This is a genomic window from Bradyrhizobium genosp. SA-3, assembly GCF_004212635.1.
Lineage (GTDB): Bacteria > Pseudomonadota > Alphaproteobacteria > Rhizobiales > Xanthobacteraceae > Bradyrhizobium.
In genome coordinates, this window is record NZ_PSRT01000098.1 from 1 (window position 1) to 25,657 (window position 25,657).

A 25,657-nucleotide genomic window follows, 5' to 3' on the forward strand; every position below is an offset into this window, starting at 1 on the left:
CGGAGCCGATCGAGCTGCCGGTCAGCGCCGAAGAGCTCGCGGAGCGGCGCGAGCGCGTGGATCGTACCCTTCGTGCCGTGCTCGCCGAGCCCGACGCCGGTTTCCGCGCCATCGGCGTGCTGTATCAGGAGTTCGTGGTCCGCTGCCGCATCGAGGGGCTCGGCGCGGCGGTGCCTGATCTCAACGAATTCCGTCGCATGCTGACGCACGCCCGCGCCGGGCTCGGCACTGATCTCGCCGCCGACGACGCCTGGCAGGATGTGTCGCTGCGCGCCTCGATCCTGCCCGACGACATGCAGGGCGTGTTCATGATGATCGCGCGCGCGGCGAAGGAGGGCTGGCCGTGTCCCGGCGATGCCGCGATCGCGCGCGCCTATGGCTCGCACTCGCTGCGCCGCGCGCAGCGGCTGCTCAGCTATATGGAGGAGCAGGGCCTGATCGTCTGCCAGCTCGACGGCGGCGGCCGCCGGATCGTGACGCTGGTGGAGCTCGCCTGGGCGACGGCGCCGGGCGATCCCAATGGCGATGATGTGCCGGCGGAGCCCGCGCAGAGCGCGGCCGCGCTCTGAGCCGGCGGATTCAGGAGCGTCTCCTCACTTACGCCGCCTCGGTCGCATCGAAGCCGCGGGCTGCATCGGGCGAGCGCCGCGCGTCATCCGCGAACATGCGGCGATAGAGCAGAACCGAGACGAGCCAGGCGACCGCGAACAGCGCGATCACGACGAAGCCGACATTCGCCAGCGACTCGTTGAGGCCGTCGACGACCGCCCACACGCCGCCGGAAAAGCCGAGCCGATCGCCGATCAGGCCGAGCGCCTCAATGCCGCCGATGAAGAGCGCCACCGCGACCGAGGCCCCGGTGATCGTGAGGTTGTACCAGAGTTTTCGCAGGGGATCGACGAAAGCCCAGCGATAGGCGCTCACCATAAACGCGGAGTCTGCGGTGTCGACGAGCGCCATGCCTGATGCAAACAGCGCCGGAAAGACCAGGACGTCGGCGAGCGAGGTACCGCGCGCGGCTTCGCTGGCGGAGATGCTGAGCAGACCGATCTCGGTCGCGGTATCGAAACCAAGCCCGAACAGGAAGCCGAGCGGATACATATGCCCCGGCTTTGTCACCAGGCGGAACATCGGCCCGAGCAGCCGCGCCAGGGCGCCGCGATTGGCGAGCAGGGCATCGAGGCCTGCGGCGTCGTGAACGCCCTGCTCGCGAGCGATGCGAAACGTCCGCCAGAGGCCGGCGAAGATGACGAGGTTGATGGCCGCGATCACGAGCAGGAACAGCGCCGACACCGACGTGCCGATCAAGCCGCCGATCTCCTTGAGCAGGCTGTCGCCGCCAAGGCTCACGACGCCGAGCGCGAGGAGTATGGTCGCGACCACGACGACGGTGGAATGGCCGAGCGCGAAATAGAGTCCGACGCTGCGCGGCGCTCCGCCCGCCTGCATCAGCTTGCGCACGACATTGTCGATCGCCGCGATGTGATCGGCATCGACGGCGTGGCGGAGGCCGAAGACCCATGCCAGCAGCGCGGTCGCCATCACCGTCGGCCGGTCGCCGAACAGCGCGAAGGCCCACGCCCATGCGGCGATGTTGGCGGCGATGAGCGCGCCGAACAGCAGCGTCGCTCCGGGCTCGACCGCCCGCAAAGACCATCTCGTCACGACAATCATTCCGTCCGTTGTACGCCCCCGTCGCATCAGCGGTATGATATTTTCATATAATGATCACACTGACTAGCCCCGGAGAAAGTCGTCATGCCCGGGCTTGTCCCGGGCATCCACGTTCTTCGTGCCGCAAGACGTGGATGGCCGGGACGAGCCCGGCCATGACGATGGGGAGACGACGGCGCGCTCGAATTACTACGCCGCCTCCGAGCCGCCGAGATAGGCGTCGCGGATGCGGGGATCGTCTTTCAGTGTCCGCGCCGGGCCGGAGAGCACGATCTTGCCGGTCTGAAGCACATAGGCTTCATGTGCGATCTCGAGCGCGAGGCTGGCATTCTGCTCGACCATGAACACCGAGACGCCGTCCTGGTTGATGGTACGGATCAGCTCCAGCACGCGATCGACATAGAGCGGCGACAGTCCCATGGTCGGCTCGTCCATCACGATCATGCGGGGACGGCTCATCAGCGCCCGCGCCATCGCCACCATCTGCTGCTCGCCGCCGGAGAGCGAGCCGGCGCGCTGCGACAGCCGCTGGCCGAGCTTTGGGAACAGCGTGAGCATCCTGTCGAGATCCTGAGTCACCGCATCGCGATCGTTGCGCACGAAGGCGCCCATCAAAATGTTCTCGCGCACGCTCATGTCCGCGAACAGCCGCCGCGCCTCCGGCACCGAGGCGATGCCGCGGCGGACGATCTGCGGCGTGGTCAGCCCGATCAACGAGGCGCCGTCGAAGGTCACCTCGCCCGAGCGCGGCTTTACGAGGCCAAGGATGATCTTCATCGTCGTCGACTTGCCGCTGGCATTGCCGCCGAGCAGGCAGACGATGTGGCCGCGCGCGACCGATATCGACAGGTCGAAATGCACCTGGGCCTGGCCATAGAAGGTGTTGACATCAGACAGCGCCAGCAGCGGTGCGGGAGAAACGTTCGTCATGCCGCGCTCTCCTGCTCCGCCGTTGCGGAGAGGCCGTGGCCGAGATAGGCCTCAATCACCTTGGGATCGCTCCGCACCACTTCGCCCGGCCCTTCCGCGATCTTCTTGCCCTCATCCATGACGACGACGCGATCGGACAGCCGCATCACCATTTCCAGCTTGTGCTCGATCAGGAGGATGGTCAGCCCCTCCGCCTTCAGCTCGGCGACGAGAGCCTGCATCTCCGCGGTCTCGGTCGGGTTCATGCCGGCGGTCGGCTCGTCCAGCAGCAGCAGGCGCGGCTTCAGCGCCAGCGCACGCGCAATCTCGACGCGGCGGCGGTTGGCGTAGGAGAGACTGTAGGCGGGCTGGTCGATCCGCGGCAGCAGCCGTTCGCCGAAGCGGGCGAGAATGGCTTTCACCTCTTCGCGCAGCCGCTCCTCCTCGTCCCTGACACTCGCAGGACGCAGCAGCGCCAGCCCCAATTCCAGCAGCGGACCGATCACCGGCACCGCCGGCTTCACTGCGCGCAACCGCGTGTGGGCACCGATCAGGACGTTGTCCATGACACTGAGATTGCCGAAGACGCGGCCGAGCTGAAAGGTACGCGCGATGCCTTCGGCCGCCAGCCGTTCCGGCGAGAGACCCGTGATGTCCTGCCTTGCGAAGCTGACCGTACCGGCATCGGGCCGGTCGAGACCGGTCACGAGATTGAACAGCGTCGTCTTGCCGGCGCCGTTCGGGCCGATGATGCTGATCAGTTCGCCCCTGGCGAGATCGAGATCGATGGCATCGACCGCGGTGAGACCGCCGAAGCGGCGCGTCAGCCCGCGCAGGGACAACATGGGGATGTGCTGCTCGGACATCAGATCGTCCCCAGCAGGCCCTGCGGCCTGAACCGCACGAGCAGCAAGAGCACGATACCGTAGATCAGGATGCGATACTCCGCCGCGATCCGGAAGACCTCGGGCAGTCCGACCAGCGCCACCGATCCGAGAATCGCGCCGACGACGTTGCCGAGGCCGCCGAGGATGACGACGGTCAGCGCCAGGATCGACTGCTGCGTGTTGAAGGTCTCGTGGTTGATGTAGGAATAAAGATGCGCAGCGATGCCGCCGCTGACACCGGCAGCGAAGCCGCCGAAGATGAAGGCCAGCGACTTGTAGCGGTTCAGGCTCAGGCCATAGGCGCGCGCGGCGATGTCGTCGTCGCGGATGGCACGAAAACTGCGGCCGAGATGCGAGGCAAGCAGGCGGCCCTGAAGCAGCGCCAGCACGACCATCACCGCAAGGCTGAACCAGTAGATCGACGACGGGCTGATCAGGTCGTAGCCGAACAGCGACAGCGGCGGGATGCCGGAGATGCCGATCGGGCCGCGCGTGACGCTTTCCCAGTTCAGGATCACCAGCGACACGATCTCGCCGATGGCAAGCGTTGCAATCGAGACGTAATGCCCGCGCAAACGGAACGACGGCGAGATCAGGAGCGTGCCGAGCGCGGCGCTCATCAGGCCGCCGCCGATGATGGCGAAGCCGACCGAAACGGAGAAAGTCAGCGACAGCAGCGCGGCGGTGTAGGCGCCGATCGCGAGTAGCGCGGCATGGCCGAGCGAGACCTGACCCACCGTGCCCGCAACCAGCGTCAGGCTGAGCGCGAGCATGCCGAGCAGCCAGGCGTTGATCAGGGTCTGGAGCACGTAGAAGGACACCGGTAACAGCGGCAGGATCGCGAACCCACCGACGGCGACCAGCAAGGCCCAGCGCGGAATGCGCACCGGGCGGCTCGGCGCGATGAAGGTGCCGGTGAGCGGCTCCGGCGGCGCCTGCCGCGCGCTGGCGAACAGGCCATTCGGGCGCAGCGCGAGTACGATGACCAGCAGCAGGAAGGCGAACAGATTGCGGTAGCTGGTGCCGAACACGGCGACGCCGTAGCTCTCGACCAATCCGAGCAGCAAGCTGCCGACCACCGCGCCAGGCACGTTGCCGGCGCCGCCGACGACCTCCGCGACGACGCCCTTGAGCGTCGCCTGAAGGCTCATCGCGGTGTCGATCTGGTTGTAGTACATGCCGACCAGCATGCCGGAGACGCCGCCGAGCGCGGCCGCAATGCCGAACACGGCCTGATTGACGCGGTTGACGTCGACGCCCATCTGCATCGCGGCGTCACGGTCCTGCGCGGTGGCGCGCACCGCCCAGCCGAGCTTGGTGTAGCGCAGGAACACGAACAGCAGCAGCGCGCTGGTGATGCCGACGCTGGCGATGAGCAGATCAAGCGGCCCGATCGTGCCGTTACCGACCTGCAAGCGGACGTCCGGCAACTGGCTCGGCAGCGCGCGCGGATTGGGCGAGAAGGTCAGCATCACCAGCTGATCCAGCACGAAACTGATGCCGATCGTGGCCAAGAGCGGCGCGATACGCACCGAATTCTGCAGCGGACGCAGGCCGAACCGCTCGATGATCAACCCCACGATCGCGGCAGCGACGGCGACCACGATGATGGTGAGCGGCAGCGGCGTATGCAGCTGCACCACCGCGACCCAGCCGATATAGGCGCCGACGAGATAGATCGAGCCCTGGGCAAAGTTGATCAGCCGGCTGACGCCGAAGATCAGCGCGAGCCCGACCGCAACGAGGGCATAGACATTGCCGACGATCAGCCCATTGATCGTGTAGTCGAGCCAGGAAGCCACGCGAGATTTCCAGTGAGAGGAAGGGAGCCGAAGCGCTCGCTCCGGCCATCAATGTCAGGTCGGCTTGCCATCCCAGAGCGCAAACTGACCCTTGCGCACGACGAGCTCGGCGTTCATGGCGCCCTTGACGCGGCGGCTCTCGACGTCGAACGTCGCCGAGCCGAAGATGACGCTGGAGACGTCCTTCACCTTGGCGAAGGCGTCGCGGATGGCGCGGCGGTCGGTGCCGCCGATCTTGAGGACGGCAGCTGCCATGTTCATCGCGTCGTAGGAATAGGCGTTGAAGGCGTCGGGCTCCTGCCCACCATATTTCGCCTTGAAGCCCGCGATGAATTTCTTCACCTCGGGCCGCGGATCTTCGGGAAAATAGCGCGTGCCGAGATGGACGTCCTCGACCGCCTCGCCGCCAAGCTCCAGGAATTTCGGCGAGTAGACCGAGCTCGCCGCGCAGATGGTCTGCTTCAGGCCGACCTGGCGCGCCTGACGGGCGATCAGCGCGCCGTCGGAATAATAGGAGATCAGGATCAGCCCGTCCGGATTGGCATCGCGCACGCGCACCAGGGTGGAGCGAAAATCGCGCTCCTCCGCGATGTAGCCTTCGGTCACCGCGATCTCGGCGCCGTATTCCTTGGCCGCCTTGACGAAGTGGTCGCGGCTGGTGCGGCCCCAATCGGTGTTGAGGTGCAGCACCGCGAGCTTCTTCAGGCCGAGGCGCCTGACGGCGTAGGACGCCAGCAGCGGCTGCTCGTCGGCCTGGCTCACGGATGTGCTCCACATGAAGTCGCCGCCCTTGGTGAAATCGGGGTGCGAATTGGTGAAGCCGAACTGCACGAGGCCGCCGCGTTGATAGATCGGCGAGGCCGCCATCGAGGCGGGACTCGAGAAGTCGCCGAGCTCCATGACGATGCGGGGATCGGAGACGAATTTCTGGGCGATTGCCACCGACTGGCGCGGATCGCTCTGGCTGTCCTCGAATTGGTAGGCGAGCTTGCGGCCGTTGATGCCGCCGGCAGCCATGATCTCGTCGAGCGCGAGATCAAAGCCCTGCTTCCACTGCGCGCCATATTGCGCGTTCGGGCCGGTCAAGGGGCCGCTGACGCCGAGCAGGATCGGCTCGGAGGGTTGCGCGAAGGCTGCGCGCGAGAAGGCGGCTCCTGCCATCATGGTGGCGAGCAAGCCCTTGACCAGGGACCGACGATCGATGTTGCTCATGCACGGCTCCATCCATTCAGTGTTGAAACAAGCAGCAATTTCTATGCCGCTGAGATTGCCTATTTCGAGGGCTCACCCAGCGACAGCATCAGCCGGTTGGCCCAGTTGAAGAACGACGCGCCATTGATGACGTCGACGATCTCGGCATCATCGAGACCGGCGCGCCGCAGCTCCTCGACATTATCGGGGCCGAACGCGATCGGCGTTGCGGCCAGCGCCACCGACGCCTTGACGACGGCATTCCAGCGCTCGCCGAGATCGGCCTCGACGCCCTCTTCGAGCAGACGCTGCACGTCGTCGCGACGCTTGGAGTAAGTGCTGGCGAAGCGCGCATGCACGGAGGCGCAATAGATGCAGCCGTTGTAGCGCGAGGTTGCTGCCGCCGCGAGCTCGCGCTCGGCGCGCGGCAGGCCATCGGCGACGTTGTAGAAGATGTCCTTGTCGGTCTTGGTGCGGGCTTCCAGCACCTCGGGATCGCGCACCAGGAGGCGGAAATATTCCGACTTGGCGCGGGCGCGATCGACGAGGCCGGCGAAATGCCGCTCGGTCAATTCCGCCTCGGGCAGCGGATCGATCCACGACACCCAGCCGAGCTCGTCCTGGGTGAAGACGACGGGCGGATTGACATTGTTTGCAGCGCTCATGATGCGATCTCCTTACGCGCCGGCCGCGGTGCGGCCGAGCGAAGCGCCAAGCACGCGCAGGCCAGTGACGACGCGCAGCTGGAACGACAGGAACGCAACGAGCTGGGAGAAGGTGACGATGCCGGTGTTCGACCAGCCGGCGGCGAGCAGCGCCTTCATGTCGGCGGACGCGGCATCGCGCGGACGGAACACGAGAAGATGCGCATGCTCGAGCGCCGCAACAAGCCGGGCGCCGAGATTGGGCTTACGCTCTGCGCTCACGCGATAGATCAGGCCGGCCTTGTTCTCGATCGACAACGGGCCAGCCGGAAAGGCGCCATACGGGCCCGACGTCTTGCCGCGCTCGATCTCGACCTGGATCGCCGCGAGAAGCGCCGCTACATCCACATTCGCTGCAAGCTTCTCGCGATAGAAGGCTGCGACGGGAGACTCGCCATGGAGCCCGGTCACGAAGGCCGCGACCGCCGCGCGCTCCACAAGCGAGAAATCACCGACGTCGATCGGCTCGAACAGTGAAAGATAGCTCTTCTGCGCGTTCTCGCGCGCCTGAAGGCGGCGTGCGCGGATGGCATCCAGAGCCGATCCCGGTTCGATTCCGGCGAGCGTGTCGATGATATCTTTTGTTGCCATCATTCAGCCTCGTGCAACGCCATCCTGTTTCGTTCGGGATCAGCCCGCCAATGCCACACCAGGCGCCGTCCGAGTCCAGCCCAGCGCCGGCGCGACCTTCTCCGCGACCAGCTCGATCGAGCGCAGGATATAGGGATGCGGCGCGTCGACCGAATGCGCCTGGAACACCAGATCGGTCACCCGTTCCAACGTGGCATCGGTGCGGAGCGAGGCGATGACGTCGTCGGCCGCGCCGACATGGGTGTCGAACGCGGTGATCATCTCCTCGAGTGTCTCGCCGGGCCTGGCGTGGCCGCCCTTGAGGAATTGCGGCAGCGCGCGCCGCAGCCCGATATCGGCAAGGCGCATCGCCTCAGCCCGGTCGTCGGCGACGAAGACGCTGCGCGAGGCCATAATGCGCGGCTCGCGTCCTGGTGGCAGAGCTTCCAGATAGGCGTCGATGATCGGATTCTGGATCTCGGCCAGTGTTGCACGCGGCGCCTCCTTGGCCCGCGGCTGGGTGCGCGACAGCAACAAGCCATCGCCGGCCTTGCCGGCCCGGGCACCGCCCGCGACCGAGAATGTCGCCTGCCAGATCCGCTCGCACAATTGCGGCCGCTGCGGATAGAGCACGTCGCCACCATCAAGCGGCTTGCCGGCCAGCGCGGTGCGGACGACGTCGAGATTGCGGGCAAAGATCTCGTTGCGCTGCGCGTTATCGAGACCGAAGGCGGCGAAGGCCGACGGGTTGCCGCCGGTGCCGACGCCGAGCTCGAACCGGCCGTTGCAGAGCAGATCGAGCACCGCGGCATCCTCCGCCACTCTCACGGCGCTCTCGAGCGGCAAGGTAACGATGCCGGTGCCGAGGCGGATGCGCGAGGTCTGCGCGGCGACGTAGCCGAGGAAGGCGAAGGGCGACGGCAAGCCGCCTTCGCGCTCGTGGAAATGATGCTGCGCGATCCAGGCGGAATCGAGCCCCGCCTTTTCCGCGCGCACGATCTGCTCGGCCGCGAAGCGATATCGCTCGGCCGGCGGAGCCTCGTCGAGCAGCCGCGTGAAAAATCCCAGTCGTTTCAGGTTTGCAAAGCGTTTCATACGACCCCTGCCGGGCGAGAATGGGCCCCGATGATGTCGGTTGCCGCAGCTCCAGACAAGCGGGCATTGCGCAGGGCTGCCCGTCGGCATCGCCCCCTGCGCTGAAGCCTGGGCAGACTGCCTACCAGCTCGGCAGCACCGCGCCCTTGAACTTGGTCAGGACGAACTCCTTGACCTCGGGGGTGTGGTAGCTGTCGACGAGGGTCTTGACCCAGGGCTTGTCCTTGTCCGCGCTGCGAACGGCGATCAGGTTGACATAGGGCCCCTTCGGGTCCTCGCGCAGGATCGGATCCTTGACGGGATCGAGGCCCGCCTGAGTTGCATAATTGGTGTTGATCGCGGCGGCGTCGACATCGTCGAGCGCGCGCGGCGCCTGCGCCGCATCGACCTCGATGAATTTCAGCTTCTTGGGATTCTCGGTGATATCGAGCACCGTCGGCTTGAAGCCGGTGCCCTCCTTCAGCTTGATCACGCCCTTGTCGCGCAGCAGCAGCAGCACGCGTCCACCGTTGGTCGGATCGTTGGGGATCGAGACCTTGCCGCCCTCGGGAATATCGGCGAAGGCCTTGTGCTTCTTCGAATACACACCGATCGGGAAGTTCACGGTGAGCGCGACGGCCTCGATCTTGTAGCCGCGGTCCGCCTTCTGGTTGTCCAGGTAAGGCTGGTTCTGGAACGAATTGGCCTGGATCTCGCCGGCATCGAGCGCCGCATTCGGCACGACATAGTCGGAGAACTCGATCAGCTGGATGTCGAGGCCCTGCTTGGCGGCGATCGGCTTCACCGCTTCCAGGATCTGCGCGTGCGGTCCCGGCGTCACGCCGATCTTGATGGTCTCGGCGCTGGCTGCGGCCGACCATGCGGCAAGCACGGTCGCGAGGATCAGGGGAAGGCGAAACGACATCTTGGTCTCCGTAGGTCTTCGGCAATGATGGAACCGTATTCGCTTCTCTGCCGCGCGAAATCAATGAAATTGAAATCCATATTGGCAGGCCGTGGCGGGCGCACTTTCTCCATTCGGCACCAAACAGGAAACGAAATCGCGGCGGTGACGACGCCTTCCGCAGCGGCGCGTCACGGTGCTGGCGATCGGCGTTGTCAGCATCCGCTAAGGCCAGCGCTGCAAGGGGTCATGTGTGGCGATTTCCTGGCGGCTGCAATGAATCTCCGACTGGGGCAACATCACGAAACTTGATGCACCGGCTGCGGCCGGGTTAGCGTTTCGGCGCGGCCTTAGAACTTCCCCAAGTTCACGTAAGTTCGCACCGGATCGCCGCCTGGGTCTCTCGGGCGGCGATCCGGATCGTTGCCCGTGGCCTTCTCCACATCGTCATTTCGTCGCAGGGCCTTGCGGCCTTGCCGGCATTGCCCCCTTGTGCATCATGCAACATGATGGCTGCTGGCGACGATTTGTCTTCGAGGTGGAGGTCATCCGATGAACGAGAACGAAATCCGCAATCTGGTCGCGGAGGTGAAGCAAGGCACGCTGTCGCGACGCTCGTTCATCCAGAGAGTTGCCGCGATCGGAATCGCGGCGCCGATCGCGAGCCAGATCCTGGTCTGGCACGACGTGGCGATGGCGGACGCCAGGTTGCCGTACAAGCCGACCAAGGCCGGCGGCGGCGGCCCGCTCAAGCTGCTGTTCTGGCAGGCGCCGACCCTGCTCAATCCGCATTTCGCGATCGGCACCAAGGACCAGATGGCCTCGCGTGTCTTCTTCGAGCCGCTCGCCGGCTGGGACAAGGAGGGCAATTTGATCCCCTGCCTCACCGCCGAGGTCCCGACCAAGGCGAACGGCAGCCTTGCGGCCGACGGCATGAGCGTGATCTGGAAGCTGAAGCAGGGCGTCAAATGGCACGACGGCAAGCCCTTCACCGCCGACGACGTCGTCTTCACCTGGCAGTACGCCGCGGATCTCGCAACTGCGGCCTACACCACGGGATCCTACAAGGACATCAAGGTCGAGAAGATCGACGACTACACCATCAAGGTGATCTTCAAGGCGCCGACGCCGTTCTGGGCCGATCCCTTCGTCGGCTCGGTCGGCCAGATCCTGCCGAAGCATCATTTCAGCGACTATGCCGGCGCCAAGTCGCGCGAGGCACCGGCCAATCTGAAGCCGGTCGGCACCGGCCCGTACAAATTCGTCGAGTTCAAGCCCGGCGACCTGATCCGCGCCGAACGCAACGTCGACTATCACGTCAAGAACCAGCCGCATTTCGACACGCTCGAGATCAAGGGTGGCGGCGATGCGGTGTCCGCGGCGCGCGCCGTGCTGCAGACCGGCGAATATGACTTCGCCTGGAACATGCAGGTGGAGGAGGAGGTCCTCAAGCGCATGGAGGCGAGCGGCAAGGGCAAGCTCGACATCACGCCGTCCGGCAATGTCGAGTTCATCATCCTCAACACAACCGACCCGTGGACCGAGGTCGACGGCGAGCGTTCGAACGCCAAGACCAAGCATCCGACGCTGTCCGATCCGGCCGTTCGCCGGGCGGTCAACCTTCTGCTCGACCGCGATTCGATCCAGAAATTCATCTACGGCCGCGGCGGTGTCGCCACCGCGAGCTTCGTCAACGCGCCCAAGCAGTTCAAGTCACCCAAGCTCAAATACGAGTTCAGCATCGACAAGGCCAACAAGATCCTCGACGAGGCCGGCTGGAAGAAGGGCGCGGACGGCATCCGCGAGAAGGACGGCAAGAAGCTCAAATACGTCTTCCAGACCTCGACCAACGCCCCGCGCCAGAAGACGCAGGCCATCATCAAGCAGGCCTGCGAGAAGGCCGGCATCGAGATCGAGATCAAGGCGGTCACCGCATCGGTGTTCTTCTCCTCGGATGTGGGCAACCCCGACACCTACTCGAAATTCTACGCCGACATGGAGATGTACAACACCACGCAGCCGCAGCCCGATCCGGAGCGTTTCCTGAACCAGTGCGTCTCCTGGGAGATCGCCAGCAAGGACAACAAATGGCTCGGCCGCAACATCTCCCGCTATTCCGATCCCGAAGCCGACAAGGCCTACAAGGCCGCGCAGAACGAGCTCGACCCGGTCAAGCGCGCCGCACTGCTGATCAAGGTCGACGAGACCTTTTGCGAGGCCAACGTCTTCCTGCCGCTGCTCTCCCGCAACGTCGTCAACGCCAACGTCAACAACCTCATGGTCGACATGTCGGGCTGGGACGTCACGACGTGGAATCTAGCGAGCTGGTATCGCACCTGACGCCGCAGGCCCGGGAGAGCGCCACGTCGAGACGGGTTGCAACGCAATGGTGCGGACGTGGCGCCCTCCGCGCCATGACGGGAGGATCGTGGCCGGGAGGACGAATCATCCGATCGATGCCGCGAGAACGCGGCATCAATCCTCATGCCGACCCGCACGATCTGCGTTCTTGCGGTCCGCGACCTCACGCACGCACTCCGAGGTCGGGCCCGTCATGCTCTTCAGGCACAAGGCCAGCGTTCGAAGGCCGCATATTTGACGCCCTTCGTCGAGGAGGCAGAAGCGATCGCCGTATGCTTCCGGAGGTTCGAGCGTAGCCACACCGATGATCGCCACGAGCGCACCACCTAACATCAGCGCCGAAATCACGCGTCTGCGCCTGTCTCCAATGCCGCAGCATGATGGGTTTCGCAAAGGCTCTACCCATCCTACCTGCCCCGGCTCTCGCGCGCCTTCCCGAAACCAGCCATCATCTTTCCACTGTGTGATTCAGGTCACAGCAGAATCAAACGCCTGCGCCTACAACAAACGGGCATGGCCGCAAACAAGGTAACGGCGGTACGCACGAGGCTGGGGAGGCGATCAACAGCTACGGACTTTCGAAGCCGCCAGGGTGAAGACCTCGGCGGCTTCTTTCTATGGCAACGAGACGGGCGGCCGGCGCCGGCGCCTTGCGGCCAATGTGGGCATCATCATCGCCGGCGGCGAACGTCGCTATGACGGTCCCAAGCCCTTCCTCTGTTCGCGTTCTTCTTCGATCTGCCTTTCCGCTTCGAGCCAAAAGTCCAAGTCGCGGTTGGCCGGACGGCGGCCTGCTCCCAGAGCTCGTAGGCGCGTGCCCGCACCTTGCCGCGCCGCATCATGCGGAGGAGCTTCTGCGTCAGCTCCTCGGCAAAGCTCCTGAATCGCGTGACAGTGGTTTCGTCATTGGCGAGCGCCGCCCCTCGCGTTGCGAGCTCGATCTGGTGCTCTATCTTTTGCTGCTCGTCCACGGTGAACACCGCGCCCTGCGAACGGACCCGCGCCACAGCTCATGCTGCTCAGAGCCTCAATTCATTCTCGAGAGCTCCGTTCCGCGTGCAGCGCAGACGCAGACCACCATTTCGAGCTGAACCGGCCGTGGCGGTTCTAAAGCGCGATGAGATTTGGATGAATCGTCATCGCGCTTCAGGTTTCTGTTTACGCATGATCTTTGTTTCTGTTTACGCATGATCTTTCCGGAAAACCGCTTCGCACTTTTCCGGATCATGCTTTAATGCCACGTCGTATCCGCTTCGACGATCACGGCCCTTGTTTCGGGATCTTCGGTCGTGTTGCAGGTGCAGGGCATCCCCTCACCGCACCGGCAGCCGCCCAACTTCTCACTCCAAGGCCGGAGCGGATGGTTTTCGCAGACCCATCCCAGACCGTGGCAGAAGGGGCATTTCTTGCGGGTCACAGCGTATCCGGCGTCCGCGTGGTGTTCGACTTGTCCTCGTTGCGCAGCTGCTGCTCGGCCGCTTGCCAAAATTCTTCCTCACGGCCTTCGGGCTTGCCAGCTTGCTCCCACAGTCGGTGCGCGCGTTCTCTGATGTCCTGCTCGGTCGGCTCAGGCATGGGCACCTCCTGCTCCAAAGCACGGCCCCATCCTTGGGGGGTATGGGGGCTTGGAGGCGGGGCCGTGCAGGCCAGCAATCGGCGGCGACGCTGGCCCGCGGATTCAAGCCGCGATCGGGCGCAAGAGTTCCTTTCCTCCCGCGAGCTCGGCTACGCGGCGCGAACTATGCCAGACGCCGATCGATGATGCGCCTTGAAAAAGTCGTTGGTAGCGGGGGAGGGACGCGCTACCAGGTCCAGAATCAAAGCGAAATCCTGATATTTTCCAGTATGTTGGCCGGAATGTGGTAGCGGATTTGACGGTGTTACATCCCACCCGGATGTCTCACCATCCCCGCCGCTGGAAAGGCCTACTCGTGGCTCGCCCCTCCTACCTCGCCCGGCGCGGCGACGGTCGCTATTTCCTGCAGATTCGGCTGGGGAAACAGGCCGCAAACCTCTTTGGGCTCCCCCTCCTCCGTGTCAGCCTCAGGACGGGGAATTTCAACGAGGCGAGGCGCCGGCTGATGGACAATCTCGGATGGGTGCAGGAGCTGATCGCGGCTCCGGACCTGGAGGCGTTGGGAACGGTCCTCGACGCCCGGCTGCGCGCCCATGTCGAGCGGGGCGTGCCGGCGGACGAGCGGCTGCTGGCCGAGCGCTGCGCGTTCGAACATGAGGTCAGGCGCTATCTCAGCCGCGCGCAGGAGCGCGGCTACGCCTACCCGCAGCGCTTCCCGCGGATGCCGACCACCTGGGTCGACTTCGTCAACCAGAACAAGGCGGCCGAAAGCGAGCTCGCCCGGCTGAATGTGCGACGCGCCTATGAACGCGGCCGGCGCGAGGCGGCCGAAGCCGTCAGCGAAGGCTGGACGGCGCCCGCCACCCCGGCGCTCGCGCAACCGTTCGATCCCATCGTGATGATCGATCGCCTCGTGAAGGACGCCGTCGCCCAAAGGCTTCCGCTGCTTTCAGCGGCGAACGTCGGCTCGATCTCGCCCGCATCCGAGCCCGCGGTATCTCCCCCCACCGTGGAGACCGCCGAAAATACGTCTTGCCGGATGTCCGACGTGCTCGCAAAGTTTCTCAAGCCGCTGGACCGCAAGCGCAAGCACACTGCGAAGGGCCGTGGCGAAGCAGCACCGGTCATTCAGTTCGCGGTTGATTTGCTGGGTGATCCCCGGATGGACGAGTTGACCGAAGCGAAGTGGAAGCTGCTCGACGAGGCGCTGCCGGACATTCCCAATCGCGACAACATCCCGCGAAAATTCTCCGAAACGCTGTTTCAGCGTTACAAATACGCGGAAACGACCAAATGGTCGAAGCTCGAGCGGGTGACCACCACGACGATCAAGAGCCGGTATTGGGCCGGGCTCTACAAGTTCATCGACTTCGCGATCGCTGAAAAGCACTACCGCGGCCCGCGCCCCAAGTTCGTGTGCATCGATCCCGAAAACCTGGCGCCGCTGCCGCGCGATGCCTTCGATGACGATGAGCTGCTGACGCTGTTGCGCCTGCCGCTCTTCACCGGCTGCAAGAACCGCGTGCACGTCTGGCAGCCGGGCGAATACTTCGTGCAATCACACATCTACTGGGGCTTCTTGATCTGCATCCTCACCGGCATGAGGCCGGGCGAGGTCGGCCAGCTCAAATGCGCGGACATTCGCACCGACGGCGAGTTCTACTATTTCGACTTGCGGCCGTTCGATGCCCGCAATGGCCGCGTCGCAGTCAAGGATCTGCGCAATCTGAAGACGAACGCCGCCGGCCGGGTCATTCCGATCCACCCCCTGCTCATCGAGCTGGGACTGCTGGACCGAATGCAGGACCTCATGGACCAAGAGGAGGAACGGCTCTTCCCCGAATGGGACGCCTACACCCGGAAGGACGGCACGATCCGCTGGTCGCAGCCCCTCAGCAAGGCCTGGCAGTACGTGAAGACGAAGCTGAAGCTCGATCGCGCCGACCTTACCCTCTACTCCACGCGGCACCTGATGGCGGACTGGCTCGACAACGAAGCGATCGCACAACGCACGCGGGATCGGATCCTCGGGCACGCCAGCGACGTTCGCGGGCGTTATGGTCGCAAGGGCATTCTTGATCCGCAAATCGCGGCAAAGATCGAGGCGCTCGAACCGCCGGTGATCAAGCAGATGAGGGAGATCCTGCTCGCGGCAAAGAACCGCGCGGATGCAAGCGAGCTCACCGCCCTGAAGACGTACTGAATTTCAGAGTGCGGCCCACCATTTAGACAACACGGGCCGCGCCAATGCCCGGAGCTGGTTCGGCTTCGACGCTCGCTGTCGCGGATGGGGTTTGGGGTCGAGACCGAAGAAAGCGCGGGGCATTACCGCTCGTTCCCCATGCTACGCGCCACAAGATTTTCAATTTTATGGGAATGAAATTAAAGCCATTATTTTTTTGAGGACCGCGGGAATACTCCCTGACTGTCCATGTCGCAGGAAGATAGCTGGACCTCATGCGCGGAGAAGCCTCCTGCCTTGCAAGAGACAGCAAGATCGAACAACATCCCGTGAAAATTTTCCGAGACGCTGCTCCAGCGTTACAAATCCGCGGAAACGACCAAGTGGTCGAAGCTTGAGCGCGTGAACAGGATCATGGCCAGGAGGTTGGGCCCGGCAAAGCCGCGCGGCGTCACGTGGAAGGGGGCCGGCGGATGGCGCGATCGATGACAATACTGTTGAAGAAGTAGCCATCAGGAGCGGCGTGTTGCGAACCTTCGAGGCGGCCGACTTACAACCCGAAGCCTCGCCAAATTTCCCGCAGGATCAAATCACGCAGTCGTCCAGCCGTTAAATTTTGGGTTATGTGCGTTGCAATACGGCCCAGTACTTCTACGGACATTGCGCATCCACCATGTTTGGCATCTACTTCAGATTGTTTTCCTGACGATCTAATTTTCGGACGAGGGTTCATGAGCGTCAAAGCCATGATGGCGAACATTCTGCAAGACCAAATGCGATTGCGTGGTGTGCATGCACTGACGCCATCCGATTATGAAGAGATCGTAGAACTGGTGATCGAGCAGCTTAGGGAACTGGAGCTTAGCTGGGCGGCTAAAGAGTTAGTCGACAAACGCGAACCTGCGCGAGCAAATCTTCGCCAATCAGAAGAAGCTCGGCGTAATTCCGCAAAACGCCCAGCTCACGTCCTGGCCGGATAGCATCCCGAAGTGGGATACGCTTTCGCCTGAGGCGAAGAAGCTCTACATCCGCCAAGCCGACGTCTATGCGGCGTACCTCGCCTACACCGACCACGAAATCGGGCGCGTGATCCAGACCATCGCGGACATCGGCAAACTCGACAACACGCTCGTCATCTATATCAGCGGCGACAATGGCGCGAGCCCCGAAGGCACGCTCCACGGCCTGTTCAACGAGTTCGCCGTTGCCAATGCCGTACATCCGACCGTGGAACTAAACACGAAGTTCTACGACGCCTAGGGCTCCGACCAGACTTATCCGCACTACGCGGTGGGCTGGGCATGGGCCTGGGACACGCCGTACAAATGGACCAAGCAGATCGCATCCTATTTCGGGGGCACCCGAAACGGGATGGCCATGGCCTGGCCGGCGCGCATCAAGGATGCCGGAGGCATCCGTCACCAGTTCCACCATGTGATCGACATCGTACCGACGATCCTCGAAGCGGCTGGTCTTCCGGAGCCGGTAACGGTCAACGGCATTGCCCAGAAGCCGATCGAAGGCGTCAGCATGGCTTATACGTGGGCGGACGCCAATGCGCCGGGCCAACGGACAACGCAGTACTTCGAGATGTTCGGCAAGCGAGCCATCTATCATGACGGCTGGGTCGCAGCGACCCCTCCGTTGAGCCCTCCTTGGGAGCTTAGTTTGGCGGAGCCGCCCACGGATGTCATGAACAGCTTCCGCTGGGAGTTGTACAACATCAACGAAGACTGGACGCAGGCCAACGATCTCGCGGCCAAGATGCCGGACAAGCTGCGCGACATGCAGCAGCTGTTTGCCATGGAGGCTACGAAGTACCAGGTCTTCCCGCTCGACGACACGCGCCTGACCAGGTTCATCTCGCACAAGCCGAGTTACTCCGCGGGTCGGACCAACTTCACCTACACAGGTGAACTGAGCAACGTACCGTTCCCGGAAACCGGCTCTGCCGCCTAGCCTGCTAAATCGTTCTTATACAATCACCGCAGAGATCGAGATTCCCCAAGGCGGCGCCGAGGGGATGCTGGTCACCGACGGCGGCCGGTTCGCCGGCTATGGCTTCTATCTGCTGAAGGGGCGGCCGGTGTTCACCTGGAATCTGGTCGCCCTGGAGCGCGTCAAGTGGCAGGGCAAAGAAGCACTTGCTCCGGGCAAGCACACTTTGGAGTTCGACTGGAAGTATGATGGCCCGGGCCTCGGCAAGGGCGGCACCGGCAGCTTGAAGGTGGACGGCAACGTCGCGGAGAGTCATCCGATGCCGCGCAGTCTGCCCATCACTCTAATGTGGGATGAAACCTTCAACGTCGGCCTAGACACCGGCACGTCGGTGGACGATCAGGACTACCAGGTGCCATTCAAGTTCACCGGCAAGATCAACAAGCTGAATGTGAGACTCGGACCAAGCAAGATGTCATCTGCGAACTAACGGGCGAGTCGCAGGTGGGGCGGGATCACACGCCCCACCTCCGGTTCCGTCTGGTTTTGGCATTGTCTGCCATTGGCAGAGGTAGAGGTGTCGTGAAAGTTCATTTCGTCCTTGTCTTAGCTCTGTCTTTTGGCATTCTGCCCGTCGGATTTTCGGTGTCCCTCGCGCAAACCGCCGGCGAAAGACCTCAGGATGTGCTCGCGGCGCAGATCCGCATGCAAGGTTTTGCGTGTGATAAGCCGCTCGGCGCCAGCAAAGATAGAAGGCGTTCGAGGCCGGATCATGCGGTCTGGGTGCTCAGGTGTGGCAACGCGACCTATCGGGTGAGCCGATTTCCCGACATGGCCGCGAAGGTGGAGGCCCTTCAATGACCAAGTCACGGCGACGCTTTTGATGTTCTGCCTCTGGTGAGCAGACGTGGCAAAAGGTTCGCGAAAGAACCGCAATCGCGAAAGGGTCGGCACGAAGGCGCGGACGTCTGAACCCGCTCATCCCGCGCAACGGTCCTCTCCCAACCGGCCGAAAATCTGGGTGCTGCTGGCGCTCGGCGGCGTGCTGATCGTCGTGGTCGCCGGGTTACTGCTCTGGCCCAGGGTTTCCACCCTCAGTCCCAAACCGCCGCAGCTCGCTGAGCTGACGTTCGTTGGAGGCAAGGCGTGCAGCGACTGCCATGCTGCGGAGACAAAGCTCTGGCAGACTTCGCAACACCGACATGCGATGGACCACGCGACGGACCAGTCCGTGCTCGGCGATTTCAACGACGCGGCCTTCGAATACGCCGGCACGCGCTCGCGCTTGTTCCGGAAAGACGGAAAGTTTCTGGTCGACACCGACGGCCCCGATGGCAAGCTTGCGACCTTCGAGGTGAAGTACACGTTCGGGCTCGATCCACTACAGCAATACTTGATCGAATTTCCCGACGGCCGTGTCCAGGCCCTATCGATCGCATGGGACACGCGGCCGAAGGACCAGGGCGGTCAGCGCTGGTTTTACCTCTATCCCGATGGTGCAATCACCAACAACGATCCCCTGCACTGGACGAAGCTGAACCAGAACTGGAATTTCATGTGCGCCGAGTGTCATTCGACCGACGTGCACAAGAACTATGACGCCGCCAAGGACCAATTCGCCACCTCTTTCTCCGAGATCAGCGTCGGGTGCGAAGCCTGCCACGGCGCGGGCTCGGGACACGTCGCGTGGGCTCGCCAGAAGGCGTCGTCGCGCGGTTCGGATCACCGTTTGCTCGTGACGTTCGACGAGCGGACGGGCATCACCTGGTCAACTGAGACCGGAACATTGACGCCGACGCGCAGCGCGCCCCCGTCGGCCGTGCGCAAGGAGGTCGAAACGTGTGGACGCTGTCACGCGCGTCGCGGCCAACTTTCGGAAGACTGGACACCAGGACGGCCACTCTCGGAAACCCACCGCGTGTCGCTGCTCGACCGGCAAAGTTTCCATGCCGACGGCCAGATGCGCGACGATGAGGAGACCTACAATTACGCGCCGTTCAGGCAAAGCAAGATGTTCGCCAAGGGTGTGACCTGCAGCGACTGCCACGACCCGCACAGCGCCACGCTGAAGGTGCCCGGCGACGGCGTCTGCGCGCAATGTCATGCGCCGACGAAATATGAATCGGCCGCACACCGGCACCACGCCGATAGCTCGCCGCCGCCAAGCTGCGCGTCCTGCCACATGCCGGAGCGCCGCTATATGGTCGTCGACCGTCGCCACGACCACGCCTTCCGCATTCCTCGCCCCGATCTTTCGGTGCAGATAGGTACACCGAATGCCTGCAACGACTGCCACCGTGACAAGACCGCGACGTGGGCGGCCCAACAGGTCGAGACCTGGTTCGGCGCGGAGCGGCACGGCTATCAGACCTATGCTCGCGCGTTTCGTTCCGCCTGGAGCGAGGCCGCCGATGCGCAGGCCCTGCTGGCCGGCATCGCGGGATCTGGCGACGTTCCCGAAATTGTTCGCGCCAGCGCCCTGGCCGAGCTTCCAGCGCCTGACCTCAATCTAATCCGCCGCGGACTTTCTGATCCCGATCCGCTCCTGAGACTAGGAGCCCTCGATGGGCTGGAAGGGGTGCCGGCCGATCAGCTTTGGACGCTCGCCTCTGGGAAACTAAGCGATCCGGTTCGCGGCGTGCGCATCCGCGCCGCCGAACTTCTCTCCGCAGTGCCTCCGGCGCAGCAGCCCGCCGCCGATCGCGACAAGTTCGTGCAAGCAGCGGCCGAATTCGTGGCGGCCCAGACCCTCAATGCGGATCGTCCGGACGCGCGCACCGCGCTCGGCAACTTCTTTGCACGCCAAGCCAATGGTGCTGGGGCAGAAGACGAATACCGAGCCGCCCTTAGGCTTGATCCATCATTCTCACCTGCCGCTATCAACATTTCCGACCTGTATCGGCAGCTCGGACGGGACAGTGACGGCGAGCGGGTGTTGCGCGAGGCTCTCTCCGCGTCGCCCCAGAACGCCTCGCTCCATCATGCGCTCGGACTGACGCTCGTGCGGCAGAAGCGCAACGAGGCGGCGCTCGATGAGCTGCGTCAGGCGGCGACGCTTGACCTCAGTCAGCCGCGCTACGTTTACGTATATGCGGTCGGGTTGAACTCCGCAGGTCGCCGCGACGAGGCTCTTGCTGTTCTAAGAAACAGCTTACAACTGCATCCGAATGATCGCGAGCTTCTTTATGCGGCACTGGCGCTGAGCCGCGAAAAGGGGGATTCCGCAGCAGCACTGGTCTACGCCGGGCAACTCTCGCGCTTGATGCCTGGCAATCGCGGGATCGAAGATCTGATCAAGCAGCTCAAGCAGTAGAGATCTGAGGCTGGTTAGTTGCGCACCACATACAGCGGCGTTCTGAGCGTGAGCTGGTACGCCGGCTTCGGCACCCACATAATCTCAGCGGTCAGGCCAAACAGTCGGTTGTCGTTGTCGTCCATACGGTCGAGGTCGAGCCGAACGATAGGCTGCGTGAACGACTGGATTGACGTGAGGTTCAGAAGCCGAGCGCCTTCGAAGGACTGTACTCCGACGCGGCCCGTAAACTTCCAATTATTCGGCCATTGGTAATAGCCCCCGATATATCCGATCGTATTCGGGTTGATTCTCACTGTTGCGCTACCCACATCAACGCGCGTGCGCTGGATCCCCGCGAGCAATCCGTGGGTCTCATCCTTGTCCAGGGCATAGTCGAACTCGAGAATGTTGTTGAACGACGTCGCAGTCAAAGGGCCGTTTGGAATTGATTGCGTGATCGTCGATTGCAGTGTCACGGTCGGAAACATCCCACCATTCTGCTGGTAGATGTCAGCCTGAAAACCGATATTCCAGCTTGTGACGTCAAATGAAGACCATCCTCCGCCTTCAAACTGCGTGGAGCTGCCGGACACTCCGGCATAGAGCGAGACGCTATCGGTAACATCCACAGTAAATGGAAAATCGACGTTGAGTGATTTCGCCGCCGGCAATCCCGTCGATAACATCGCGCCGTTCGGTTTGGCGAGATTTTGCACTGCACTAAAGAATGAGGGATGGCCAAAGCCGAAGGCTAGTGATCCTGCAGGAATCTGCGCGTAGTAGGTTCTGAGATCAAGGTACATCGTTGGAAAAGCTGGCTTTGAATCGCTGTCGTCCGCATCAGCGGCCAGCGAGTCTGCCGCCCGACAGATCAGGACGACGCCGAATGCGGCCTTGAGGGCGGTCCGAAAGTCAATCAATGCGCGGCTCCGAGTTCAATGCAAGAATACCCTCTCGTGAAGGTCAATCAAGCATCGGTCAGAAGCCGGACCGCTAACCGCGGGATCGGAACTTCAGGCCGTACCGCCGAATAGAAGCGGCCCCACCGGCGCTTACCGCCGGTCGCGTCAATTTTGGTCTCCTGCGTTGACGCCGAGTCACCACGCTCGGTCGCACTCGCCGAGATTGAGCTAGCCATGCTGCCGACCACTGGCGAGACCGCTGACATTCCGATCATGTCGTCCTCGTTCGAAGTCGGCGGATCCGCAGCGGGAAAAGGCCGGCGAAGTAGCTTACGAGGACGAGAGCCACAGGGTGCTAGAGTCACTCGCAGACTTTACCAAGCATTTTGCGGATTCTGCTAATACAATTTTCGATTGCGTAGATGCACAGGTGTGCAAAAGAACTGACTAGCCTTTGTGTGGTACTTCCTGTGGTTCTTGTGCGGTACTTTATGGCCCCTCTGAGGACTACGGTGGACATGCATGATCCGACTACCAGGCGAGAGCTGCTCGATCTTCGGTGCAAGTAGAGAAGGCAGATTCGAACAGATGTTGAGGCCACCGGTCTGCGCCGCTCGGAATGAAAAAGGCGGCCGATGCCTCACCCTGCAGTAGCGTCCCAGCGGAAGTGGTAACCGGCTTCTGGCCGCACTGCTGCCACCGGACTTCGCTCTGCTGGCGCCCGAGCTAGAAGCGGTCGCGCTCGATCAGGACGCGGTGCTCGCGCGAGCGGGTGACGAGGTCGAGCATGTCTTCTTCCCTCATAGCGGCGCCATCTCGCTGATGATCGACATGGCGAACGGGCAGACGGTTGCCACCGCGGCAATCGGGTGTGAGGGAGCGGTCGGCATCCTCTCCGCGCTAGGGCCGTCGCCTTCGGCCATTACCGCCATCGTGCACGCGGCAGGGACCGCCTCGCGGATCCCCGCCTCCCGATTTCGCGCCGCTTTCAACCGCAGCCCCGCGCTCCGGCACGCGCTCCAGGCCCACCTCAGCGCGATGCTGACACAGTTCCAGCTCGGCGCGGCCTGCAATGCGCTGCATCCGGTCCAAGTCCGCATGGCACGCTGGCTGCTCCATTTAAGCGACCACATCGACCACGACATCCTCCCGCTCACCCAGGAAGCGCTGTCGCAAATACTCGTGTGCGACGAACGACGGTGACGCTCCTGATGCGCAATCTGCGCGCGTCGGGCGCGATCAGATCTGATCGACGAGGCCAGATCGAGATCGACCGATCTGGCCTCGCGGCGGTGGGGTGCGAATGCCACGAGATCATGGGTCTCGACGTTGACGGATCTGCCTCGACGAATACGGCCCGATCTCGCTTTCTGGATGTTGAGGATGATGAGCGCGTCTCACTAGGTGCATTGGTTGCTCGCTCCGGGAAGGACTACTCGGTGACCGCGCACCCGACCAGCGTCGGGAATAGGCTCTTGGCGGCGTTGCCGCCGGCGGATCTCGACCTGCTCACGCCCCACTTCCAGAAAATCTCGTTCGAATCCGACGCCGTGTTGGTGCGGGCGGGCGATGAGCTCGATAGCGGCGCCATCGCCTTCATGGTCGACAGGCCCGACGGGCAAACGGTCGCGACCACGTTGATGGGGCGGGAAGGCGCATTGGCGTCGCTCTCGGTGCTCGGCCCATCGCGGTCGTCCGTGACCGCGATTGCTCGGGTGGCCGGCACCGCATCGCGGATTTCCGCTGTGAAATTCCGGCTCGCCTATGCGCGAAGCGCAGCCATCAGGCACGTGGTGCAGGTCCCACGCCCACCCCCTGTTGTTGCAGCTCCAGCACGTGGCCGCCTGCAACGCGCTGCATCGGGTGGAAGGCCGCATGGCGCGGTGGCTGCTGCATATTCACGACCACGTTCCCGACGACGTGCTTCCGCTGACACAGGAGGCACTTGCCCAATTGCTCGGGGTGCGGCGGACGACGGTGACGCTGACGACGAGCAAGCTTCGTGCGGCGGGGGCCATCAGGTCCGACCGGCGCGGCTTCGTCGAGGTCGACCGGGCGCGGCTCGAGAGCAAAGCGTGCGAATGCTACGCGCTGATGCAGCGCAGGATCGATCACATGTCCTGCCAGGAGTTGTCCGCGCCGCGACTTGCCACTGCGCGGTTCCAGGAAAGCTCCTTCGTCACCTCCGGTGAAGCCGGCGAAGATCGTGCTGAAATCAAGGCCGCTTCGCCGATGAGGTAGTGACGGGTGCCTCCGTCCCGATCAGGCTCTCTCCGGTCGATCAAAGTGTCGCCCCGGCCTTCCTAGCACCCCAACCCAGCCTACGGGTTATCAATGGCTCCGGGCTACGAAACCCTGGCCCCGGATCGCGATGGTTTGTGAGGCAGTTCCCGCCGTGAAACGGGTGTCGGGGAACCGCCGCATTCAATAGTCGTTTCACATCAGTCCTGGAACTGCATCTCGGAAAATCGGGGGGACGAAGCGCGCCGCGGGCGCCACAACTGATGGTCAACGGCAATGAAAAGCGCCGTTCCTTCCAAAAGCCAGAACTCCCGGATGCTTCGACGCATGGCCATCATGCTGGTCGCTGTCGGACTGGTTCTGGGGTCGGTGTTCGGGTTTGAAGCTTTTCGGGCCAGGATGATCCAGAAGTCGATCGCCGGACTGCGCAACCCACCGCAGACGGTTTCCACGATCACGGCCGGCACGCAGCGGTGGCAGGACCGCCTGGAGGCCGTGGGCAGCACCCGGGCGGAAAAGGGGGCCGACCTCAGTCCGCAGGTCGCCGGTACCGTCAAAGCCATCCACTTCCAGTCCGGCGAAGAAGTCGAGCAGGGAACATTGCTCGTCGAGCTGGAAGACGCCGATGACGTCGCGCACTTGAACGCTCTGGAGGCAACGACGGCGCTGGCGCAGCTCAACTACGATCGCGACGTCAGGTTGCTCAAGAGCCAGTCCGTGAGCCAGCAGACTGCTGATACGGACCTGGCAACGCTCAAGAACAACCAGGCGCAGGTTGCGCAACAACAGGCGCTTGTCGGCTACAAGTCGATCCGAGCACCTTTTTCCGGCCGATTAGGCATCCGTCAGGTCGACCTCGGCCAGTATATCGCGCCGGGCGCGCCGATCGTGACGTTGCAGAAGCTCGATCCGATCTTCGTGGATTTCTACCTGCCGCAGCAGGACCTGGCAAAGATCAGGGTCGGCCAACCCGTCATTGCGAAGGTCGACACCTATCCTGATGAGACATTCACCGGCACGATCATGGCGATCAACTCCCTCGTCAATCCGGCGACCCGGAATGTCCAGGTCCGGGCGACATTCAAGAATCCCGACGAGAAGCTGCTGCCGGGAATGTTTGCGACCGTCGATATCGATGTGGGGACGCAGAAGGATTACGTGACGCTGCCGAAGACTGCGATCTACTACAACGCGTATGGAGATATTGCCTATCTGATCGAAGATGCCGGAAGGGACGAGAGCGGGCAGGAGCAAAATATTGCGCACCAGGTCTTCGTGAAAACCGGCCAGACCCGCGGCGACCAAGTCGCGGTGTTGGATGGAATCAAGCCTGGCGATGTCGTGGTCACGGCTGGGCAGAACAAGCTGCACAACGGATCGCCGGTCCAAATCAATAATGAAGTCACCACGCCTTTCAGCGCGAACCCGCAGGTCTCCGAACAATGAG

Annotated in this window: 20 protein-coding genes and 3 pseudogenes; 10 read left to right on the forward strand and 13 right to left on the reverse strand. The window is 63.2% G+C overall.

Annotated elements, in window-relative coordinates:
• A pseudogene (locus CWO91_RS28890) lies at window positions 1-569 on the forward strand (ATP-binding protein); the annotation flags it as partial.
• A 28-nt stretch (window positions 570-597) separates the two neighbouring features.
• Here CWO91_RS28890 and CWO91_RS28895 read toward each other — a convergent pair.
• From CWO91_RS28895 to CWO91_RS28935, 9 genes are all read right to left on the reverse strand, one after another.
• A complete protein-coding gene (locus CWO91_RS28895; RefSeq protein ID WP_130218417.1) occupies window positions 598-1,674 on the reverse strand; it encodes a HoxN/HupN/NixA family nickel/cobalt transporter in 1,077 nt (358 codons plus the stop codon).
• Window positions 1,675-1,863: 189 nt separating this feature from the next.
• On the reverse strand, window positions 1,864-2,604 hold the full coding sequence (locus CWO91_RS28900) for an ABC transporter ATP-binding protein (protein WP_130218419.1): 741 nt from the start codon (window positions 2,602-2,604) through the stop codon (window positions 1,864-1,866).
• Window positions 2,601-3,449 carry an ABC transporter ATP-binding protein gene (locus CWO91_RS28905; protein WP_165405776.1) on the reverse strand — a complete coding sequence of 283 codons (849 nt, stop codon included), beginning with the start codon at window positions 3,447-3,449 and terminating at the stop codon, window positions 2,601-2,603. Before CWO91_RS28905 ends, CWO91_RS28900 begins: the two co-directional genes overlap by 4 nt.
• Entirely contained in the window at window positions 3,449-5,272 is a 1,824-nt protein-coding gene (locus CWO91_RS28910; RefSeq protein ID WP_130218422.1) for an ABC transporter permease, read from the reverse strand. Before CWO91_RS28910 ends, CWO91_RS28905 begins: the two co-directional genes overlap by 1 nt.
• Window positions 5,273-5,326: 54 nt before the next feature.
• Window positions 5,327-6,484 carry an ABC transporter substrate-binding protein gene (locus tag CWO91_RS28915; RefSeq protein ID WP_130218424.1) on the reverse strand — a complete coding sequence of 386 codons (1,158 nt, stop codon included), beginning with the start codon at window positions 6,482-6,484 and terminating at the stop codon, window positions 5,327-5,329.
• Window positions 6,485-6,543: 59 nt separating this feature from the next.
• A complete protein-coding gene (locus CWO91_RS28920) occupies window positions 6,544-7,128 on the reverse strand; it encodes an alkylhydroperoxidase domain protein (RefSeq protein WP_130218426.1) in 585 nt (194 codons plus the stop codon).
• Window positions 7,129-7,140: 12 nt separating this feature from the next.
• Window positions 7,141-7,758, reverse strand: coding sequence for a CMD domain protein (locus tag CWO91_RS28925; protein WP_165405777.1), 618 nt, complete (start codon window positions 7,756-7,758; stop codon window positions 7,141-7,143).
• A gap of 39 nt (window positions 7,759-7,797) precedes the next feature.
• Window positions 7,798-8,832 (reverse strand): putative FMN-dependent luciferase-like monooxygenase, encoded by a 1,035-nt coding sequence (locus CWO91_RS28930; RefSeq protein WP_130218430.1) that lies wholly within the window; start codon window positions 8,830-8,832, stop codon window positions 7,798-7,800.
• 121 nt (window positions 8,833-8,953) lie between these two features.
• Window positions 8,954-9,736 carry a MetQ/NlpA family ABC transporter substrate-binding protein gene (locus CWO91_RS28935; RefSeq protein ID WP_130218432.1) on the reverse strand — a complete coding sequence of 261 codons (783 nt, stop codon included), beginning with the start codon at window positions 9,734-9,736 and terminating at the stop codon, window positions 8,954-8,956.
• A gap of 531 nt (window positions 9,737-10,267) precedes the next feature.
• On the opposite strand from CWO91_RS28935, the gene CWO91_RS28940 reads away from it, so the two are divergent.
• Window positions 10,268-12,055 (forward strand): peptide ABC transporter substrate-binding protein, encoded by a 1,788-nt coding sequence (locus tag CWO91_RS28940; RefSeq protein WP_130218434.1) that lies wholly within the window; start codon window positions 10,268-10,270, stop codon window positions 12,053-12,055.
• 135 nt (window positions 12,056-12,190) lie between these two features.
• Here CWO91_RS28940 and CWO91_RS28945 read toward each other — a convergent pair whose 3' ends face one another.
• The 3 genes from CWO91_RS28945 to CWO91_RS28960 all read right to left on the reverse strand — a co-directional run bounded on the left by CWO91_RS28945 (window position 12,191) and on the right by CWO91_RS28960 (window position 13,651).
• Window positions 12,191-12,424 (reverse strand): hypothetical protein, encoded by a 234-nt coding sequence (locus CWO91_RS28945; protein ID WP_130218436.1) that lies wholly within the window; start codon window positions 12,422-12,424, stop codon window positions 12,191-12,193.
• Window positions 12,425-12,747: 323 nt separating this feature from the next.
• Entirely contained in the window at window positions 12,748-13,083 is a 336-nt protein-coding gene (locus tag CWO91_RS45280; RefSeq protein WP_349643597.1) for a hypothetical protein, read from the reverse strand.
• Window positions 13,084-13,489: 406 nt separating this feature from the next.
• The gene (locus tag CWO91_RS28960) at window positions 13,490-13,651 is read right to left on the reverse strand and encodes a DUF2934 domain-containing protein (protein ID WP_130218438.1); all 162 of its coding nucleotides are present in this window, start codon (window positions 13,649-13,651) and stop codon (window positions 13,490-13,492) included.
• Window positions 13,652-14,157: 506 nt separating this feature from the next.
• On the opposite strand from CWO91_RS28960, the gene CWO91_RS28965 reads away from it, so the two are divergent.
• The 5 genes and pseudogenes from CWO91_RS28965 (at window position 14,158) to CWO91_RS28985 (ending at window position 21,085) form a co-directional block, all read left to right on the forward strand.
• Complete coding sequence (locus CWO91_RS28965; RefSeq protein ID WP_130218440.1) at window positions 14,158-15,855, forward strand: site-specific integrase; 1,698 nt, start codon at window positions 14,158-14,160, stop codon at window positions 15,853-15,855.
• A 710-nt stretch (window positions 15,856-16,565) separates the two neighbouring features.
• Entirely contained in the window at window positions 16,566-16,814 is a 249-nt protein-coding gene (locus CWO91_RS28970) for a hypothetical protein (RefSeq protein WP_130218442.1), read from the forward strand.
• Window positions 16,735-18,262 (forward strand): annotated as a pseudogene (locus CWO91_RS28975) (sulfatase-like hydrolase/transferase); the annotation flags it as partial. The gene CWO91_RS28970 and the pseudogene CWO91_RS28975, both read left to right, overlap by 80 nt.
• 92 nt (window positions 18,263-18,354) lie before the next feature.
• Window positions 18,355-18,633, forward strand: a complete 279-nt coding sequence (locus tag CWO91_RS28980) for a hypothetical protein (RefSeq protein ID WP_130218444.1) — start codon at window positions 18,355-18,357, stop codon at window positions 18,631-18,633.
• Window positions 18,634-18,679: 46 nt separating this feature from the next.
• The gene (locus tag CWO91_RS28985) at window positions 18,680-21,085 is read left to right on the forward strand and encodes a tetratricopeptide repeat protein (RefSeq protein WP_130218445.1); all 2,406 of its coding nucleotides are present in this window, start codon (window positions 18,680-18,682) and stop codon (window positions 21,083-21,085) included.
• A gap of 14 nt (window positions 21,086-21,099) precedes the next feature.
• Here CWO91_RS28985 and CWO91_RS28990 read toward each other — a convergent pair whose 3' ends face one another.
• On the reverse strand, window positions 21,100-21,987 hold the full coding sequence (locus tag CWO91_RS28990; RefSeq protein ID WP_349643598.1) for a hypothetical protein: 888 nt from the start codon (window positions 21,985-21,987) through the stop codon (window positions 21,100-21,102).
• A gap of 738 nt (window positions 21,988-22,725) precedes the next feature.
• On the opposite strand from CWO91_RS28990, the gene CWO91_RS43330 reads away from it, so the two are divergent.
• The 3 genes and pseudogenes from CWO91_RS43330 (at window position 22,726) to CWO91_RS29000 (ending at window position 25,656) form a co-directional block, all read left to right on the forward strand.
• Window positions 22,726-23,172, forward strand: coding sequence for a Crp/Fnr family transcriptional regulator (locus CWO91_RS43330; RefSeq protein ID WP_245471411.1), 447 nt, complete (start codon window positions 22,726-22,728; stop codon window positions 23,170-23,172).
• Between the two features lie 236 nt (window positions 23,173-23,408).
• A pseudogene (locus CWO91_RS43810) lies at window positions 23,409-24,210 on the forward strand (Crp/Fnr family transcriptional regulator).
• Between the two features lie 327 nt (window positions 24,211-24,537).
• A complete protein-coding gene (locus tag CWO91_RS29000; protein ID WP_245471412.1) occupies window positions 24,538-25,656 on the forward strand; it encodes an efflux RND transporter periplasmic adaptor subunit in 1,119 nt (372 codons plus the stop codon).
• Window position 25,657 lies beyond the last annotated feature (1 nt).

Coding starts and splice junctions, on each gene's coding strand:
- CWO91_RS28960 (WP_130218438.1), bottom strand. CDS start 13,651: ATGCCTGAGCCGACCGAGCAGGACATCAGAGAACGCGCGCACCGACTG.
- CWO91_RS28925 (WP_165405777.1), bottom strand. CDS start 7,758: ATGGCAACAAAAGATATCATCGACACGCTCGCCGGAATCGAACCGGGA.
- CWO91_RS28965 (WP_130218440.1), top strand. CDS start 14,158: ATGGACAATCTCGGATGGGTGCAGGAGCTGATCGCGGCTCCGGACCTG.
- CWO91_RS28970 (WP_130218442.1), top strand. CDS start 16,566: ATGAGCGTCAAAGCCATGATGGCGAACATTCTGCAAGACCAAATGCGA.
- CWO91_RS28940 (WP_130218434.1), top strand. CDS start 10,268: ATGAACGAGAACGAAATCCGCAATCTGGTCGCGGAGGTGAAGCAAGGC.
- CWO91_RS28915 (WP_130218424.1), bottom strand. CDS start 6,484: ATGAGCAACATCGATCGTCGGTCCCTGGTCAAGGGCTTGCTCGCCACC.
- CWO91_RS28920 (WP_130218426.1), bottom strand. CDS start 7,128: ATGAGCGCTGCAAACAATGTCAATCCGCCCGTCGTCTTCACCCAGGAC.
- CWO91_RS28900 (WP_130218419.1), bottom strand. CDS start 2,604: ATGACGAACGTTTCTCCCGCACCGCTGCTGGCGCTGTCTGATGTCAAC.
- CWO91_RS28905 (WP_165405776.1), bottom strand. CDS start 3,449: ATGTCCGAGCAGCACATCCCCATGTTGTCCCTGCGCGGGCTGACGCGC.
- CWO91_RS28935 (WP_130218432.1), bottom strand. CDS start 9,736: ATGTCGTTTCGCCTTCCCCTGATCCTCGCGACCGTGCTTGCCGCATGG.
- CWO91_RS28895 (WP_130218417.1), bottom strand. CDS start 1,674: ATGATTGTCGTGACGAGATGGTCTTTGCGGGCGGTCGAGCCCGGAGCG.
- CWO91_RS29000 (WP_245471412.1), top strand. CDS start 24,538: ATGGCCATCATGCTGGTCGCTGTCGGACTGGTTCTGGGGTCGGTGTTC.
- CWO91_RS28930 (WP_130218430.1), bottom strand. CDS start 8,832: ATGAAACGCTTTGCAAACCTGAAACGACTGGGATTTTTCACGCGGCTG.